The organism is Chamaesiphon sp. VAR_48_metabat_135_sub (assembly GCF_031418915.1).
Taxonomy (GTDB): Bacteria; Cyanobacteriota; Cyanobacteriia; order Cyanobacteriales; family Chamaesiphonaceae; genus Chamaesiphon.
The window spans coordinates 1-17,421 of record NZ_JANOJV010000022.1 but is presented as its reverse complement, the minus strand read 5'-3'; the positions used below and the strand labels follow the sequence as shown (position 1 = coordinate 17,421).

8 protein-coding genes, 1 tRNA gene and 1 pseudogene are annotated in these 17,421 nt (G+C 44.4%); 4 read left to right on the top strand and 6 right to left on the bottom strand.

The window, feature by feature from the left end:
• Nucleotides 1-216: pseudogene (locus RMO55_RS01610) on the top strand (DNA primase); the annotation flags it as partial.
• Nucleotides 217-417: 201 nt separating this feature from the next.
• On the opposite strand, the gene RMO55_RS01605 reads toward RMO55_RS01610, so the two are convergent.
• Nucleotides 418-927 (bottom strand): pentapeptide repeat-containing protein, encoded by a 510-nt coding sequence (locus RMO55_RS01605; RefSeq protein ID WP_310422480.1) that lies wholly within the window; start codon nt 925-927, stop codon nt 418-420.
• 429 nt (nt 928-1,356) lie between these two features.
• On the opposite strand from RMO55_RS01605, the gene RMO55_RS01600 reads away from it, so the two are divergent.
• Together RMO55_RS01600 and RMO55_RS01595 are read left to right on the top strand one after the other, a co-directional pair.
• Nucleotides 1,357-2,904: an AAA family ATPase gene (locus RMO55_RS01600; RefSeq protein WP_310422477.1), complete on the top strand. Its 1,548-nt coding sequence runs from the start codon at nt 1,357-1,359 to the stop codon at nt 2,902-2,904.
• Nucleotides 2,905-3,184: 280 nt separating this feature from the next.
• Nucleotides 3,185-3,814 (top strand): hypothetical protein, encoded by a 630-nt coding sequence (locus RMO55_RS01595; protein WP_310422474.1) that lies wholly within the window; start codon nt 3,185-3,187, stop codon nt 3,812-3,814.
• A gap of 274 nt (nt 3,815-4,088) precedes the next feature.
• Here RMO55_RS01595 and RMO55_RS01590 read toward each other — a convergent pair whose 3' ends face one another.
• The 3 genes from RMO55_RS01590 to RMO55_RS01580 all read right to left on the bottom strand — a co-directional run bounded on the left by RMO55_RS01590 (nt 4,089) and on the right by RMO55_RS01580 (nt 11,104).
• The gene (locus tag RMO55_RS01590; protein ID WP_310422471.1) at nt 4,089-6,902 is read right to left on the bottom strand and encodes a hypothetical protein; all 2,814 of its coding nucleotides are present in this window, start codon (nt 6,900-6,902) and stop codon (nt 4,089-4,091) included.
• 452 nt (nt 6,903-7,354) lie between these two features.
• Nucleotides 7,355-10,447 carry a hypothetical protein gene (locus RMO55_RS01585; protein WP_310422469.1) on the bottom strand — a complete coding sequence of 1,031 codons (3,093 nt, stop codon included), beginning with the start codon at nt 10,445-10,447 and terminating at the stop codon, nt 7,355-7,357.
• Between the two features lie 584 nt (nt 10,448-11,031).
• Nucleotides 11,032-11,104 (bottom strand) — tRNA-Thr (locus RMO55_RS01580).
• A 261-nt stretch (nt 11,105-11,365) separates the two neighbouring features.
• Here RMO55_RS01580 and RMO55_RS01575 point away from each other — a divergent pair.
• The gene (locus RMO55_RS01575; RefSeq protein ID WP_310422466.1) at nt 11,366-11,659 is read left to right on the top strand and encodes a hypothetical protein; all 294 of its coding nucleotides are present in this window, start codon (nt 11,366-11,368) and stop codon (nt 11,657-11,659) included.
• A 27-nt stretch (nt 11,660-11,686) separates the two neighbouring features.
• Here RMO55_RS01575 and RMO55_RS01570 read toward each other — a convergent pair whose 3' ends face one another.
• Together RMO55_RS01570 and RMO55_RS01565 are read right to left on the bottom strand one after the other, a co-directional pair.
• Complete coding sequence (locus RMO55_RS01570; RefSeq protein ID WP_310422463.1) at nt 11,687-13,486, bottom strand: HlyD family efflux transporter periplasmic adaptor subunit; 1,800 nt, start codon at nt 13,484-13,486, stop codon at nt 11,687-11,689.
• A gap of 277 nt (nt 13,487-13,763) precedes the next feature.
• Nucleotides 13,764-16,781, bottom strand: coding sequence for a peptidase domain-containing ABC transporter (locus tag RMO55_RS01565; protein ID WP_310422460.1), 3,018 nt, complete (start codon nt 16,779-16,781; stop codon nt 13,764-13,766).
• Nucleotides 16,782-17,421: the final 640 nt, after the last annotated feature.

Below are 17,421 nucleotides of genomic sequence, written 5' to 3'. Positions count from 1 at the left end.
CGTTCGCCATTAGTTTTACGTGCTGCTATTGCCTGTCTGGAAAAATTTGCCTGCGAACAAAAGCGTAAATACTATTTAAGTAAATTACAGAGTAAAGAGCCAGAAGATTTAGCCAAAAAAGTCGAATACTATCAACTTTTTATAACAACTCAACAGCGACTCCAAGAACTAGCAAAACAGCGACATATTACCATTGACGATCTGATATCTTTATAGAAAATAGCCATGAAATTTAGGGTAGGGGCTATTCATGAATAGCCCCTACCCTAAATTTCAGAGATTGCTATAGCAATCCTAAATTAATTAAATCTTCTGTGCGTTACGCTGACGCTAAGACACCCTGCGATAACTGGTGAGGAAATATCCCCGACTTCTTCAAGAAGTCGGGGATATTTATACTGCTACAACTATTCATTGTCAACTACATTCTAGCGTTTCTCTAGTATCTCTACCTGTCGTTGGATTAGTTCCTTTGGCAACCTTACATAACTTCATTTTGATATCTTTTCGGAGCAGCACATCAGTAAAGTCTGCGCCGTCGATAATTGCACCATCAAAATTAGTGACAGAAGTAAATGCACCGACTAAAATAGCATTAGTGAGATTAGTTCGTGTCAGCCTTGCCGTATCTAATAAAGCGTTAGTCATATTTGCCCCAGTCATGTCTGCTGAGTCAAAATTGCCACCGATCAAACTCACGCCAGTGAGGTTAGAATTTACAAATTTACCATTACGAACAGTAGCTTGTGTAAACTCATAAGTCGTTAAATCCTTGCCTGAAAAATCAGCGTTATTAGGCAAAGTTGCTTTCGTAAAATCATCGGCTAGTGCTGCGGCGGGATAAATACTCACGATGACTAATGATATTGCCACAAGTAATGCAGGTAAAAGTAAACCCGTTATTATCCGGCGAAAATTTAACTTCACGATCGTTTATTGCTAATTGAGTTTGGTTCTGATCACGATCGATCTTAGCATTTACAATCCATTGCTTCCAAATAGATTGGTGGTGGCGATTGTGCTACACAATCTATGCGATAATTTTGCCTGGTTTAGCAAAGTTGACGCTATGTAGCCACACTCCCAGCCAGCATTCTACCTCTATGTATCTCGTTTTCTCAACTTTAAATTAGGTGATTACTCATTTCACCTACCTTAATTATGCTGACTCAACCACTGACTTGGCATCACGATGAATACGGAACTTTCGATAGCGTCTATCTAGCTCCTGCACTGATGTTGGGAGATTGGCATCAGTGAAATTACACAGATTATCGATCTGAAGAATATAATCGCGAACAAAATATCGACGTTGAAGTCTCATTCTCCCGATCCTTCCGCCATTTTTAACAAATCATGCTAAATGAAGCTAATCTTCCAGCCTTAATCCAGCAAATGTTATCACCAGAATTTTATCCCCATCTGGTGACTGTTCCCATTCAACTGATGCAAACTCATGCTTCCTACGTGTTGCTGACGGGAGACTTTGCCTATAAACTCAAAAAACCAGTTAACTTTGGGTTCTTGGATTATTCTACTGTCGATAAACGTCAGCATTTTTGCGAAGAAGAACTCCGACTCAATCAACGCGGTGCTAAAGAACTATATCTAGCAGTATTGTCGATCGCGCGACAAAACGATCGATATCGGCTGGGAAATGATGGCGAAATAGTTGACTATGCTGTGAAAATGGTGCAATTTCCCCAATCAAATTTACTCAGCAATATGTTCGAGGTGGGGACGATTGGCAATAGGGATATTGAAGAAATGGCGAGAGTTGTAGCCGAATTTCACGATCGCGCTCAAACTAATGAATATATTAGCAGCTTTGGGGCAGTAGAGGGGATTCGAGCATCGACCAAGGATAACTATCGACAGACAGAAAAATATATCGGGCGCGTCCAAACTCCACAGCAATTTAATCAGACAAAAATATATACCGATCGATTTTTAGACGATCGTGCCCAACTATTTCTCGATCGAATCGATGGCGGATTTATTCGAGAATGTCATGGCGATTTACACCTGGGCAATATCTGCCGCTGGCAAGATAAAATATTACTGTTTGACTGCATCGAATTTAATGAATCTTTCCGCTTTGTCGATACTATGTATGATGTCGCTTTTGCCGTGATGGATTTGGAAGCGAGAGGGCGCAAAGATCTGGCGAATCGGTTTTTAAATACCTACGCCGAACAGACTGGAGATTGGGCGGGATTGCAGGTATTGCCCCTGTACTTGAGTCGTCAGGCGTATGTCCGCGCCAAAGTAACCTCATTCCTGCTCGACGATCCTGGGATATCTACAGCAGATCGAACTGCAGCCGCCCAGACAGCCGAAAATTATTATCATCAAGCTTGGGACTATACTCGCCAACGACAGGGGCGACTGATAATGTTGTCGGGGCGATCTGGCTCTGGAAAAAGTACCCTGGGTAAACAAATTGCCCAGCAAGTAGGTGGTATCCAGCTTCGATCTGATGCAGTGCGCAAACACTTGGGTAAAATTCCACTTCTGAGCAAGGGCGATGACAGTCTCTATACTCCAGAAATGACCGATCGAACCTACCAGCAAGTACTAGAATTGGGCAATAAATTAGCTGCACAGGGCTGGACTGTAATTTTGGATGCCAAGTACGATCGACAGTCACTTCGCTCCCCAGTGGTCGATTTAGCCGCAGATTGCGGATTATTCTTCCAGATTCTCCACTGTACCGCACCAGAGAATGTATTACGCGATCGATTAATCCAACGCACGGGGGATATCGCCGATGCTACAGTAGACTTATTAGCCAGTCAGACAGCCGCATGGGAAGATTTTACGCCCGCAGAACGAGCCTATGTTACCACCGTCGATACCACCCAAGATCTGTCGATCTCGATCGGGCAAATTCGAGATTGTTAACAAAATATTCGGTACCGATAAGTCCACTAGACTTCGGCTGGGCTGGTGTTACCCCACCCCAACCCTCTTTTCAAGGCAGGGCGGATTAGTTGTCAGTGGAGAATATTTGAAACCCTAGTTCTTCGTCATCAACCCAAACAAACTTGTCAGCAGGTATTCGATCGCCGCGAATTAAACTGCGGAAACTATATAATCAATTAGCCGTCTAGATCTTAATTAGGATTTAGACGGCTAGCAGTAAATAAAGTAACTAATCTTTGAGGAGTAATCAGTAACCTGTATGATCCCACCCGTCATCACTACACCTGCAATCGCAACTTCGATCTCCGCACCAAGCACTGCTGCGGTTAAAAAATCGGTAGCAAATTGGCAAGATCGATCTCCAGTCACTAGTCCCGATCTCCATGCGACTCCAAAACTTCAACGGATCGCGCAGTCCGAGCTACCTGGAGGTTCCACCCCACCAATTCCGTCAACTCCGAGTATCAGAGATACAGGGAATGGTTATCCAACGAGAATTCCGCTCAACTATTTCGGCCCAGCTATTTCGACAGGTAATGGTTCAGGTTCTTTTGGGATAATTAGCAGATTCCCATTTGCCGAAAAGTATTCGATTCGTCCGTCCGCAGTCTTTGGTTCAAATGGAACTATTTTGCGAGTGCCAGTGACCTATGATTTTGCATTCAGTGACAAAGAACCATTCGAGCGCAATCCGGTGGTGACTTTTCATGTTGGTGGCGGGGTGCAATTTAGTTCTGGCGGTGGTACTGCCCAAGGTGATAAATTCAACTTAATGGCCACGGCGGGTGTCGATGTCAATCTATTTGAAGGTATCGCCCTAGTCAGTAGTTACAATACTAATTTTAGCTCTATTAATGGGGTTAATTTCGGTTTGGGTTTTGAGTTTTAAGTAACTAGATGCAAATCTTTATAAGATAGAAATTGCCTAAAGTTTAGACGGTGGGCACTGCCCACCATCTGCAATATCTTATATTTAATTATGCCCATATACTCAATCGATCGTTTGACTAATTTGGTAGTTATTAAATTCCTGCGATTACAATTGAGATTTTCTCGATTGCTGGATGAATCGCTCTGGATAAAGTTAAGGTAACGTCAGTTTCAGGAATTTTCGCTACAGTCAATGATGACTAGATTCAACAACGCCAAATCAAGATATTGTCTTAGTTGCTGTAACCCCTGCTGAAGACCTTTTGTTTCAGATAAACGATATTCGGACTCAAAGGGGGTAAATTAGCTACATCATTGAAATCTGCATCAAAATCCCAATTTCTAGTGGGTGGGGCGTAAATTTGTTGTGACCAAGTACCACTTACTTGCAAAGCTGCTCCCAAACTCACAAAAGAGCCTCGGTAATTTAAGGGACCACCCCACTGTTCATGAAAGCGAGGGTAATTGTGTAATCCACCACTATAGTCATTAGCATTACTAAAAGGTCTAATATCAGTACCACCTAAAAAGGCTGCATTAACCGTCGTTACAGTGCCAATAGGCGATCCTGGGTTGACGCGCAATCCGCAATTGAGCCTCCATAGACCAGTAGTGGCATTAGTATCGAGACACTGCCTGGATGTCACATTGAGAGAGTCAGCTAAGATCGAAGCTGGCAATTTATAACCGCCATTGCCAACTGTTTTATGGGATAGTGCCGCGACAGTCTCACTAGTTCCACTGACGCGGTTGATGCTATTTCCAGTAACACCTGTGCCAGCATTAAAATTATAGTCACCTTGGATATATGCCGCCTGATCTGTGGCGATGGTTAATGGCCCAGGTAATTGACTAGCATCCGTAATTGCAAATCCATAAGGACTTTTCTTGGCAGGATAAGGAGTATTGGTACCCGGCGTATTGTTGCTATCTACAGACAGGTGAACGGCTAAACCAGTTTCACCAGTATCGGCACTGGCAAATCCTAGATGACGGAAAGATGTCCGACACAAATTATCAGTAGCAATGCAAGTTGTCATCGATGCAGGGATTGGTGCTATTTGGAAAATTTTCTCTCTAGCAACTATCCCTTGACCACCATTATTCCCAGTCACTTGATAATCGCTGGAAACTAATTGAGGATCGCCATTGCCATCTACTTGTAAATCCACATACAGTCCATCTCGATTCCAAATGGTGAGCGATTCAATGTTGGTTTGCAACATTTCGATATTGCCATTGTTCGCATTTGTGGTGAGATTTGTCCGTTCGCGATTATTGTAGAAAGTATTGTATGTTTGGATTGGAGCGGGTTTAAAACAACTATTAGTAGCGAGCTTTGCGATACTCGCAAAAGTACTGTTGTCGAGGATGCCCAAATCGGCTGGTGTCAACAGCAATCCTGCGGCAGTAAGATTATTCCGAAATAAAGTTCTAATCGTCGGAAAAGTGCTCAGAGTTGGAGCAGTCGGAGAGGGCGCAGGGCCAGAGCCAATATTACCGTAGTTAACTAGAGATCTTTGACTAACCATCGCCGTTTGGAGAGCGCGAACGATGACACGGTTACGATTTGGATTAAGCGAAACGCTAATAGGAGCGGCAGTTACCCCTAATACCTCTTGCGTACACAAGGCAGTATCATCAATGGTTTGAGCAGTCCGAACCAGCACTGGTTGACGCAGACTGTGGAGTTGTCCTGCCGCAAATGTCGTACAGGTCAGGGTAGCTGCACCAACTCGATCTGCGGCAACGTTAACACATCCAGCTCCAGTCCCTCCTGAAATACCAGTAGCCAAAGAGGTTAAGCTAAATGGAATCGCGTTTGCAGCGGGATTGCTCTTCGTTTCAATCCGCAGATCTGCTTTGCTATAGTAAACGCTAAACTCCGAATTATCATCCATTCTAGCTAAAAAGTCTGGAGCTGGAACTCTGATATTATTGACACGATCGGTAACATTACTACCAAATCTCGCCAGCATGTTCGCGCGATTTGTCGAATCAAAGTTACTTCCACTCGAACCAGCAGGGATGGTCAAAGGATCGTTCCAAGCAGTATATGAAACAGTATTTGTCAGCTTATTGGCAGGAAGTTGTGTCATAGCTGCATTACAATTTACCGCGCTGGGATAAATGTACACATTTCCGTTATCGCTTTGTTCGCCACCATTTCCTGCGTGCTTGCGTCGATTATAAATACCACCCTGGGCACTAACTTGTCCTGCCAGACAGAGAGGATTACCACCAGCTAAATGTAAGTTACCATTGGTGTGAACCCGTCCATTAATATACATCGTTGGACCAGGCGTGATCTCTAAATCCTGATCGTAAAATGCCGCAAATTGGAACATCGGGATAAACCGTGTCTGAAAATCTAATTGCAGCACCGTCTGTTCGGGAGCACTAAGAGTACCAGCCGTTTGAATTCTAGCATTAGAGTATACTCGATGAGTATATTCCAACATGTTCATGCCCTCGAAGAGTTGTCCCGCCGGAATGGGTGCTTGTCGGGGGTATACTGCTAAACGATCGGGATTATTAGCAACATATGTAGTGGCAACATAACTATCGGCGATTGTTCTTTGTTCGGCAAGAGAGCTACCATTATTACTAGTAACTCGATCGCTAGAAGTTCCAGATGCAGAGTCAAAGGAGTAGTTTCTACAACCAAAATCGTTAGTTGCCGAATACTGAATGGGCGCACCAGGAGCCGCACTCGCACAGTCAGCCATATTTGCCGCACTCACACCGCTGGGAATGGTATACGTACCTACTTTGTCGCGAATTAATTGTGCCCTTGCATTTAACCCTGATTCAGCAGCATAGAAGGTGCTACTACTTTTGGTATAGGCTGTACTAGCCGATTTACTTAAATTGCTCATCGTCATGTATGCCGCTAACAGGCTAAACATGACGATCGACAGCAGCGAAGTCATCATCATCGCATAACCTTTGTCGGTGCCTTGCTCCTGCTGGGCAATCTGCTGCGCTCGCCACATGAATTGGAAGAGTGTTGCGCTTTTATTGGGGTTTGGTTGCTTATTCATCATCAGTTATTTAAGATTTTGTGGGTGTGAAGTGCGTCCCATCATCAGCACGTATAGCTAAAATTGAAAATATATTTATTATTTATTTGCAAAAAAATACCAGATTGCAGAGTCGTGTCTACATTGAGCGGCTCTCACCAACCAGATCGTGTTTGATTCGATCGTTAACTGTATGACATCGTATTTATATATTTCCCACAATTTAGGTAAGAATTATCATCGATCTTAGTTACAGATAGATTCCAACTTTTTGTTGAGACAGATATACTGCAAACAGTTAAGTATTGGACTTCGCAGATCGAGAAGCACGGGAGACAGATCCCCGACTTCTCGAAGAAGTCGGGGATCTAGCGTAATTCTGAGAAGTCCGACTTCTAAGCGTTTTTACTATAACCGCCGATCCCAAACTCCGAGATGGGAAACAGGCACTGTTTCCCATCTCGGAGTTCGCCAGCCTAGTAATTCCGTTTAAATATATCCTGTTGGAGATAAATCACCCGAGGTGCTAGAGGTGGCATAGCGGCAAAAGCGTTAAATTTGGTGTCGAAATTAAAATTCCGCACAGGAATCATATAGTAAGTACCACCACCAATGTAATTCCCACTATATTCCAATGGAGTACCTAAACTTACAAATGAACCACTGTAGTTAAAGTACTGAGCTTGGTTCCAGTCTTCTAACATCCGCATATAGTTGTTGAGACCACCACTATATGCGTTCCCAGTCCCAAAGCCACGACCGGCACCAAGATTGCCATTGCTACGTCTCGTGTAGGACAAGAATGCTGCATTGACAGCAGTTGGACCAGTAACAGGATAGTAAGTTGGTGTGTTACTACTAACGGTAACATTCACCGATCCAGTCGCAGTTCTGGGTAATCCACAGTTGAGCTGACCCACGGGTACACCTAAGTGGTTTGTAATACTCGCTACCGAAGTAGTGCTATTATTCACACATTGATTAGATAAAGCCGTAATCGTATCGCCGATAATCGAAGCAGGTAGACGATCTGGATCGGGAGTATTAGGCCCTGCGCCTGGCTGAGTCGATCTGTTGTTGTTGAAATTACCTTGAACGTAGATAGATTGGTCTGTGACAAGGGTCAGTGGTGCGGGTAAATAGTTACCACCATTAAAAGCAAAACCAAAGGGACTCTGATAGGTGTTGCCATTGCGATACTTGCGTGGATAGTCCAGAGTAACGGTAGTACCCGTGCTGGGATCGATATAATTCGATCCATCAGCATTTTTCTTGAGGATCGGATTGGCTGAATCGGTGGAAACATCGGTAGCTGCGGAGATCGCCCCATCACCATTGAGATCGTCATTAACTGTGGCATAAAGGACGAGACCCCCTTCTGTCCGATCGATAGCTCCCAATCCTAAGTATTCCAGCGTACCCACGGGTTTAGTTGGATCTGCGGCTGCTCGATCGAATGCCAAACCATTGGTAAAGTTGGCACCAGCACCAGCGTTAAAGGTGGCGTTTCTCATATCATCATTAGTTTGATATACTGTGGTGAGGTTGGTATCTGGAGACCCAATGCCAGCAAGTGCTGTAGTCGCCTCTACATACACACCATCCCGATTCCACACCGATAAACTAGCAATATTCGTTTGCAGCATGGTAATCCACCGTCGTTCGCGACCATCATAGAAGCCACTACTGCGATAATTATAATTATTGGCATCGGCTGGCGTACCAGTTGGATTATTAGCTGTCTCGATGCGTTGAATCGGTGCGGGGAGGAACCAACCATTACTCAGTGCTGCGATCCGATTTGGCGATGCGCCTAAAAGAGCGTCTTTAACGCCTTGGGAGAGGGCTGGTCCAGTGATAGTATTAATCAGCCGAGAAAATTCACCTCTAAATGTTGCCAACAAAGGATCTGTGAATGGTAGATCGAGTTGGTCGAGTTTGACGGGTGACGGTGTAGATACTAGAGCTACCTGGAGTGCGCGGACAATTTTTTCCCTGGTAGCGAGACTTACTGGGATTAGACCAAAGTTGGGTATAGGAGGGAGTGTTAGTGCTCTGCCTAAAGTAGTGTTTTCCTCAGTTTGGAGAGCAGCATTAGCATTCTTCAATACTAAGACAGGTTGCCGCAGACTTTGGAGTTGACCCTTGGTAAATACATTACACTTCAGAGTACTCGCATCTTGCCGAGTCGGATCGATATAAGTTGCGGCTGGATCGCTACCTGCGGCTGGTGGGGTAGTCGTACAAGTCCCAGTCCCACCAGTTCTAATCGCCGTAAAATTGAAGGGAATTTTGCTTCTGCTGGGGTCCCGAGTCCAAACGTTGCCAGTGAAAGTGTCAACATCTCGATCGGGTACCATTTCCAGCCGCATATCAGCTTTGGCATAGTATTCACCGACTTTGTTATTAAAATAGTTGCGCTTGCGCAAAAATCCAGGTGGTGGAGTTCTCAGGGTTATGGCTCCAGCGTTACCATCTTTAACTTTGCCTGCAAAGGCAGTAATGTCAGGAGCACTTACTGGAAGAGTATAACCTGCCGAGAATGCAGTGAATGAGCGACAGTTAGCCGGAATAGTACAGTCACTCCCAGTCATCAATACTCGTGTAACTCCACTCGTACTAGCAATAGAGGATGCATCAACCCGATTGTAGATACTTCCCGCCGTAGTGACTTTCGAGAGGAAAGTAGTGGAAATAGCACTACTATTAGTCAGTGGCTGAACATAGATATTGGCATTACTATGCACCCACCCACTCAGAGTCATATTCGAGCTAGAGTTCATCTCTAAGTCGCCGTCATAAAAAGCCGCAAATTGAAATAGCGGAATGATCCGACTCTTAAATGCCATTTCCAAGACTGTTTTAGCATCATTTGACCGCACTGGTTGAGCGATATTAGTGGGATCTGGTTTGGCAGCAGTGGCGTAGACAGTATACTTATATTCTTGAGCATTCAACCCTGCATAAGTTTCCCCCGCAGGGATAACTGCTGGAACTGGAGCGCGGACAGTTGAGGTTGTATCGTAATTTGTGCGATCGGCTACAAATGTAAATGCAGTATAGTCAACATTTGTATTATTATTGCTTATTTCATTACTTGCGCCCATGTCGTTTTGATTACTGGAACTTCTGACTCCAGCAGAATTATTATTGTACCGAAACGCATAGTTCCGACATTCAAAGTCGTTACTGGTGGTGGAAGTAGTAGTTGATAAGGGTAAGGGAAAACATTCGGACATATTTGTTGGCGGGGCAACCATCGAACCAGAAGAGGGTGGCGCATAGCCGACAAATTTTTGACGCAACTGTTCGGCGCGTCGATTCAATCCTGACTCAGAAGCATAAAAAGTATTACTACCATCCACATAAGCATTGGTCGATGCCTTGCTCATGTTGGTCATGGTCATGTATGCCGCTAACAGGCTAAACAAAACGATCGACAGCAGCGAGGTCATCATCATCGCATAACCTTTATCCGTGCCTTGCTCCTGGTGGGCAATCTGCTGCGCTCGCAACATGAATTGAAAGAGTGTTGCGCTTTTATTGGGGTTTGGTTGCTTATTCATCATCAGTTACTCAGAATGTTATGTATGACGCGCTGCCGTCATCAGGACTTCACGTAATTTATATAAAATTGAAAATATATATCTAGTAGTAAATACATAGCAGATTGCTGAGGATAATATCGATTTCAATCTGCTTACACTACGGTATCGATGCTTTAGCCTGGACTAAGATTAGATGCGACGATCGAGAGGTGGAAGATGCTACTTCTATATTGCCCAAAGTCTAGGTAAAATCTCTCATCGATCGAGAGTAATTATCCGAGACAGCAGTTTTTAGCACAAGTGTTGACAATCCTGTCTCTAAAATTCTAAGCGGCAAAAGCTCGATCGACTGCGATCTCGATCGCACTTGAAACTAATCTCGATCGCATTTGTCAAGTAGTAAATCGCGTAAATTATGCGAGGATCGATCGGCAAAGTTTCTCGATCGACAGTTAGCAGGTCTTGGCGATCGACAGAAGATCGTCACTTCTCAATATTTGCTCAAAAAAAATCGCCCTTCTGAACAGAAGACCGATTTTTTGTCAACTCAGGTGAGTCGATCTAGGCAATGTACTAGATCTTGCTCTAGTGTAATAATTTCTAAAAGCTGGCGGACGGATTCGAACCCCCGACCGGCTGATTACAAATCAGCTGCTCTACCAACTGAGCTACGCCAGCGCATCTCTACCTATCATAACACACCTACTATTTTATGTCTAGCAATATTTTTGGTGGATTTTAGAATTTCTGCGTTTTCAGTCGATCGATCGAGCTTGAGGTAGATTCAGCCACCGCTTCACTGCCAAAAATATGCTTTGGGGATGCGTCCTAACAAGGTTGGCCGTTGCCATACAAGCGAATACGGTAAAATAGAGAAGGCACAGCCATGCTAGTTGTTGCACTTTCTTCAAACAAACAATACACAGCTACGATATCATAATGTCTCTAATAATTGAAACCGATATCAAAGATATTCTCAATAAACTAGACCAACGACTTGATAAAATTGACCAACGATTTGATAAACTAGACCAACGATTTGATAAAATTGACCAACGACTAGAAGGACTCCAGAAAGATGTGACCGAAATCAGGCTTAATGTAGTTAAAATCGAGGGTGACATTAACGCTCTTGAAACCAAAAGCTCGATAATTCAACCTATTATTACGGGCATAACAGTAGTCTTCGTCGGTGGAATATTATTAGCTGTTTATAAGTGGTTGCCATCGTAAACAAAGAGATAATTATCTCGCGTGAGTCTAGCGAATAGTCTTGAGTGAGTCGCCCTGTTTCATCACTAGATCGGTGAAGATGCTCATTACTGTGCGATCGCGTGTTTTGACGTTGGCACTCAGGGACATTCCCGACTGGAGGGTGACTGGTTTACCTTTGATGATTAGATCCTGAGCTTCGAGCTTGATGGTGGCGGGAAAGCGATCGTAGGGATGAGCCTGATCTGCTGGTAGTGCGTCGGAACCGATCGATTCGATCTTGCCTTTGACATCGCCAAATTCACTGAAGGGGAAGGAATCGATCCGCACATCAACAGTCATTCCAGGCTTGACAAAACCAATATCTTTATTGCTGATAAATACTTTGGCTGTTAGTTTATTATTGGGGACAATTTTCAAGATCGGTTCGCTGGAAGTGGCCACAAATCCTGGGGTTCCAGCTTTGAGTTCAAAGATCGTACCGCTAACAGGTGCGATAATCTCCTGATATTTGAGATTCATTTTGGCTTGACTAATTTGAGTATTGAGATCGGCAACTTTGCGATCGATCTCAACGATCGTTTTATTTAGTTGTCCGTCAATCTCGGCAATTTGCTTGTCATTAATCGCAATTTTCGCGAGTAGTTCCTTTCGAGATGTTGCTACGCTATTTTTAAGTTTTTCGCGACTTTGATTGGTTGCCATCACTAGACGACTATACTCTCGATCGAGTTGACCGATCTCATGGTGATATTTTTTGATTTGTTGCTGTTGATTTTGGATTTCGAGGCGAGAATTGGCGAGTAATTCCTGTAGATCCTGCTCTAGTTTCTGATATTCCTGGTCGAGTTGGATCGTTTCACTCTGGCGAGAAATAACTTCTTGCTCCTGCTTGAGCACTTGATTGCGAGAGAGTGCGCCAGCATCGCCCGCAGGTTTTAGGCTAGTCAAAATTGCCTGATTACTAACTAATAAACTTTGGGAAGATTGACGACGGGTACGATTTCCAGCCATTTGCGCAGCAAGTTGGGATCTTCTGGCGGTAGCTTTAGCTTCGATGTTGGCGATCACAGCTTGATTGTCAGTGAGTAATTCACTATTACTCATCCGTTTACCGCGATTTTCGCGCATTTGATTATCAAATTGACTGATGTCTAATTGACCGGAATTCACTCTAGAAGCTAATTCGGCGCGGCTAGACTGAAGCCGTTGACGTTGCTCTATACCGAGATTTGCCACATCGCTACCATTAAATTCGGCGCGATAGAGTTGATTTTCGGCAAGTACGGAACTGCGGCTGGTGGTGAGCGCAAGGATTTCGGGACGAACGTTGAGTTTCGCTAGTGCTTGGGGACTAACTGTACCGATGCCTTGACTGAGTAAGCTGTGATAAAAGCGGGTTTCCGCCATCATTGAGTCGAGATTGCTCTGGAGTGAGGCTAGTGTGGCTTGAGAAACGCCAGATTCTAAACTTAATAGTTTTTGACCTGCGGTAACTTTATCGCCATCTTTGATTAATACCTGTTTGACCACCCCACCAATGGGTACCTGAACATCTTTGACTTTATCGATCGGTTCCAGTTTACCCTGAACGGTGACGGCTTCTTCCAGTGGTGCAAAACACGCCCAGCCAACCAAACCAGTGGTAATCCCCAGAATCGTCCAAATAATCCCCCGCGACCAGGTACGTGACTGCTGGAAGACCACTGACTGCTCGAATTCTTCGGCTTGGAAAGTCTCAATTTGTGGCTGTTCTACTTGGCGCAGATTTCCAGGCTCGATCTTTCTTTTGGCAACTTTACTAGGGTCGTTTTGGGGAGAATTTGGTTGACGAGTGGGTGTGTTCATGATTAGGGGAGGAAGGGGTAAAGGGTGTTGGGGTGTGGGGGTGTTAGGGCTATCGTGTATATACAAGTTGGCTAGACTTCGTTTTTGATGGGCTTACCCCCAACCCCCTTGTAAAGGGGGCTTTTATCCCCTCCCCGCATCCTCGGGGAGGGCTAGGGTGGGGTAAAGATCTACGCATCAACTCAAACGGACTTGTATATACAGGGTATGGTGTTGGGGCGGAGAGAGTGGAAGTAACGAAAAGGACGCTTGCGTTCACTATTCACTATCCCCTTTCTTAAACCTGAGATTCTTGTTGTTGATAGAGACAATAATAACGACCTTTTAATGCCATTAATTCGGTATGAGTACCTGTTTCGACGATCGATCCTTTGTCCATCATCACAATGACATCTGCGGTCTTGATCGTACTCAAACGGTGGGTAATGAAGAAGACAGTTTGATGTTTGAAAGTCTCTGCTAAATTGAGACAAACTTGGCGTTCGCTATCGTAATCTAGGGCACTGGTAGCTTCATCTAAGATTAACATTCGGGGCTGCTGGAGCACAGTACGAGCGATCGCAATCCGTTGGCGTTGTCCGCCAGAGAGGGCCGAACCACGTTCGCCCACTTTACTATTGTACCCATTGGGTAAGTCCATAATAAAGTCATGAGCAGCGGCGACTTTTGCCGCAGCGATGATATCTTCCGATGTCGCATCGGGGTTGGTGAGGGCGATATTTTCCTGAATAGTACCGCTGAATAGGAGCGTGTCTTGCAACACCATCCCAATTTGTTGGCGGTAGGAATAAAGTTCGGTTTTGGTAATATCATATTTGTCGATGACAATCCGTCCAGCGTTAATTTCATATAGACGTGGAATCAGTTTCATCAAGGTACTTTTACCGGAACCACTTAACCCGACAATTCCGACAAATTGTCCGGCTTGAAATTCGGCATTAATATTATTCAGTTGGTTGACACTAGTACCTGGAAAACTGAAGGTGAGATTTTCGATTTTGACATGTCCCTCAATTAAGGGCATGGTGATGTTATTAATATTATCCTCATCTACTTCTTGCGGCGTGTCTAAAATATCACTTAATCGTTCGAGCGATAGAGCGGTTTCCTGAAAGTTTTGCCATAATTGTACCAGCCGGAGCAATGGTTGGGTGGTATAACCAGCAATAATGCGGAAGGCAATTAATTCACCAAGGGTGAGTTTTTTGTCTAGAACTAAGTATGTACCTACCCAAAGTAGTAGTAGCCCCGATAGTTTATTGAGGAAGCCACTAATCGAACCTGCGGTAGTTGAGGTGAGGGCGGTTTGAAATCCCGCACTGACATAACGTGCATATTTAGTTTGCCATTGCCAACGCGATCGCAGTTCGATATTCTGGGCTTTAATGGTTTGAATCCCACCGATCACTTCGACCAGATAGGATTGGGATTCGGCATTGCGTTCAGCTTTGGTACGTAGTTGTCCGCGCACGATCGGGGAGACAATCCAAGTGAGTAGAATAAAAGCAGGTAATGTGGCTAGAGCAATGATGGTGAGTAGCCAGCTATAGGCAATCATCACGGCGATATAGACAACTGAAAATATCGCATCGAGAACGACTGTTAGAGCAGTTCCAGTTAAAAATTGACGAATATTTTCGAGTTCGTTAATTCGAGTAGCAAGTTCACCGACAGGACGCTTTTCGTAATATTTGAGCGGAAGTCGGAATAAATGATCGATAATTTCCGATCCGAGGGCGAGATCGATCCGATTGGTGGTATCGACAAATAAGTTGGTGCGGAGAGTAGTTAAAATTCCTTCGACAACTGCTAAGACAATTAGTAAAGTCCCAAAAGTATTGAGAGTGGTGACGCTATTATTACCGATCACTTTATCGATAATTAACTGCGTCAGTAATGGATTTGCCAAGCCAAAAATCTGAACGAATAGAGACGCAATTAAAACTTCAATTAAGACGCGACGGTGCTTTTTAATCGCGGGAATAAACCACTTAATCCCAAATTTTTCTTGAGGTGCGGCATTACTGCGTTGGAGTAATAATACCTCGCCGACATCGCCCCAATTTTCGGCAAAAGCGGCATGTTTAAACCGCCGAATCCCCGATTCGGGAATACCTAAAGTTAGTTCCTGTGGTGTAATCTGATAGACGATCGCAAAACTATCTTGCCAAGGAATCAATAATGGAGCTTGAAGTTTCCCAATTGCCGTAGCGGGAATTTTCACCATCTGGGCGTTAATGCCCAGCATTTCCACAACAGCACCGCATAATTGGAGGGAAATTGCTCCAGTACTACTAATCTGATTCTTCAGCAACCGCCCGACGACATCTGGTCGAAAGGGGACTTTCAAATATTTAGCGATCATCTTCAAGCAGGCTGTCGTCCCTTCTAAAGGGCCTCTGCCCTTGAAGATCGGGTAATTGACTCTACTTCTAACAGGGGGATCGTCTCTGGTGAAATCGACCTCTACAGGTCGATCTGGCGCGTAGGGAATACCTAATTGAGTCGGTGAAAATTCACTGACACCAGTGGTAAAATCGACATGGAGATCGCTTGTCGGCGGATCGATCGCTTCTAAAAGCGGAACGCCAACTAATCGCACCAGATGGGGTTTCCTAACCTCCAAAGTTGCCTGAGTTGAATAATCTTGGGGATTGATGCAACTACCAACGGGATACTCATCGATCTCGCCACTACTTACCAACCAACTACGATCTGGATCTAGATCGGAAACTAGTAATTTACCTGGAGCGAAATTGCGAATCGTAGTTTGAGCGGCCAGTTTGAGGGCGAGTTCCCGTAGATCCTCCGCACCAAAAGATCGCAACAGCAGATCGCCATCTGGACGAGTAAGGACGTACTGCGCGACCAGATCGTAAACCTCGATCGAGGGCGTACCATAGTAAAATAATGCCTCTAGTTGCGGGGTGCGATCGATTAAGTCTAGAAAATAATCAGCCGGAATACAAATACAGACGGCTTCCGTCGAGGCAATAGCAGTCTCACAAGGTCGATTGCGGACGATGCCCGCCCAGCCGAGGATTTCCCCTTTTTCCAACAGTTGCAGCGTGGTTGGCGTTTGAGTTTGGGGATTATAAGCCAGGAGCCGCACTTGACCCGAATAGACAATGATAATCTGCGCGGGCATCTGTTCCCGCATCAAGACTGTTTGTCCCATCCGATAGCGGCTAAACTCAGATCGATCGGCTAAAGTTGCCAATTCTTCCTTCGATAACTGCGCAAAAGGAAGGAGATTTGCAAAAAAATCGTGGATCTTCGTATGGGTAGAAGTCATCGGCACAAATACTAGGGAGAGGGGAGAAGTTTTGCTGGTGAAGCTTTCAATTCTGCTGTATGAGTAGTATACCCACAGTGCCGCGCATTCTGAAGGTTTCCGCTTACGTAAATTCCTCAAGCTGGAGATGGACAGATCGAGGTTAATGATAATGATTTGAATCTAGGACAAGCTTATCAGATTTTTGTTACCGATCGTATTGACACTGGTCTCAGCATAATTATTTATTATACACGCTTGATATCAATGTCATCAGTATAATTACTGAAGCAAATATATACCAATCAGCCGGAAATCTGGAGTGAAAGAGCAAGCGTAGATAGGCTTAATCAGATAGTTATCAACCTCTTGGTAATCGATCGCGACGATCTGCACCGACCGGATCGATCCACCTACGAGAGGATGAGTTAAACATTTCTGATATGACAGATGATTTTAGGGTCGGAAATACTAATCAAACTTATCGATCGGTAATCTCACATAGATGCTATAGTAAATGATATTATTTTGCAATAAGCTCGAGCAAAATATAAATCGGCTAAGTACGTAAGAAGTATTCGATCGAGCATTGCAAGCTAACAAAAAGCCAACTGACTACCTTGACTATCCCGATAACTCTAGTTAATAGGCGTTCAGGTAG

What these genes read in the sequence shown, in the direction of transcription:
- RMO55_RS01600 (WP_310422477.1), top strand. Translation starts at nt 1,357, where the DNA reads ATGCTAAATGAAGCTAATCTTCCAGCCTTAATCCAGCAAATGTTATCA.
- RMO55_RS01595 (WP_310422474.1), top strand. Translation starts at nt 3,185, where the DNA reads ATGATCCCACCCGTCATCACTACACCTGCAATCGCAACTTCGATCTCC.
- RMO55_RS01590 (WP_310422471.1), bottom strand. Translation starts at nt 6,902, where the DNA reads ATGATGAATAAGCAACCAAACCCCAATAAAAGCGCAACACTCTTCCAA.
- RMO55_RS01585 (WP_310422469.1), bottom strand. Translation starts at nt 10,447, where the DNA reads ATGATGAATAAGCAACCAAACCCCAATAAAAGCGCAACACTCTTTCAA.
- RMO55_RS01575 (WP_310422466.1), top strand. Translation starts at nt 11,366, where the DNA reads ATGTCTCTAATAATTGAAACCGATATCAAAGATATTCTCAATAAACTA.
- RMO55_RS01570 (WP_310422463.1), bottom strand. Translation starts at nt 13,486, where the DNA reads ATGAACACACCCACTCGTCAACCAAATTCTCCCCAAAACGACCCTAGT.
- RMO55_RS01565 (WP_310422460.1), bottom strand. Translation starts at nt 16,781, where the DNA reads ATGACTTCTACCCATACGAAGATCCACGATTTTTTTGCAAATCTCCTT.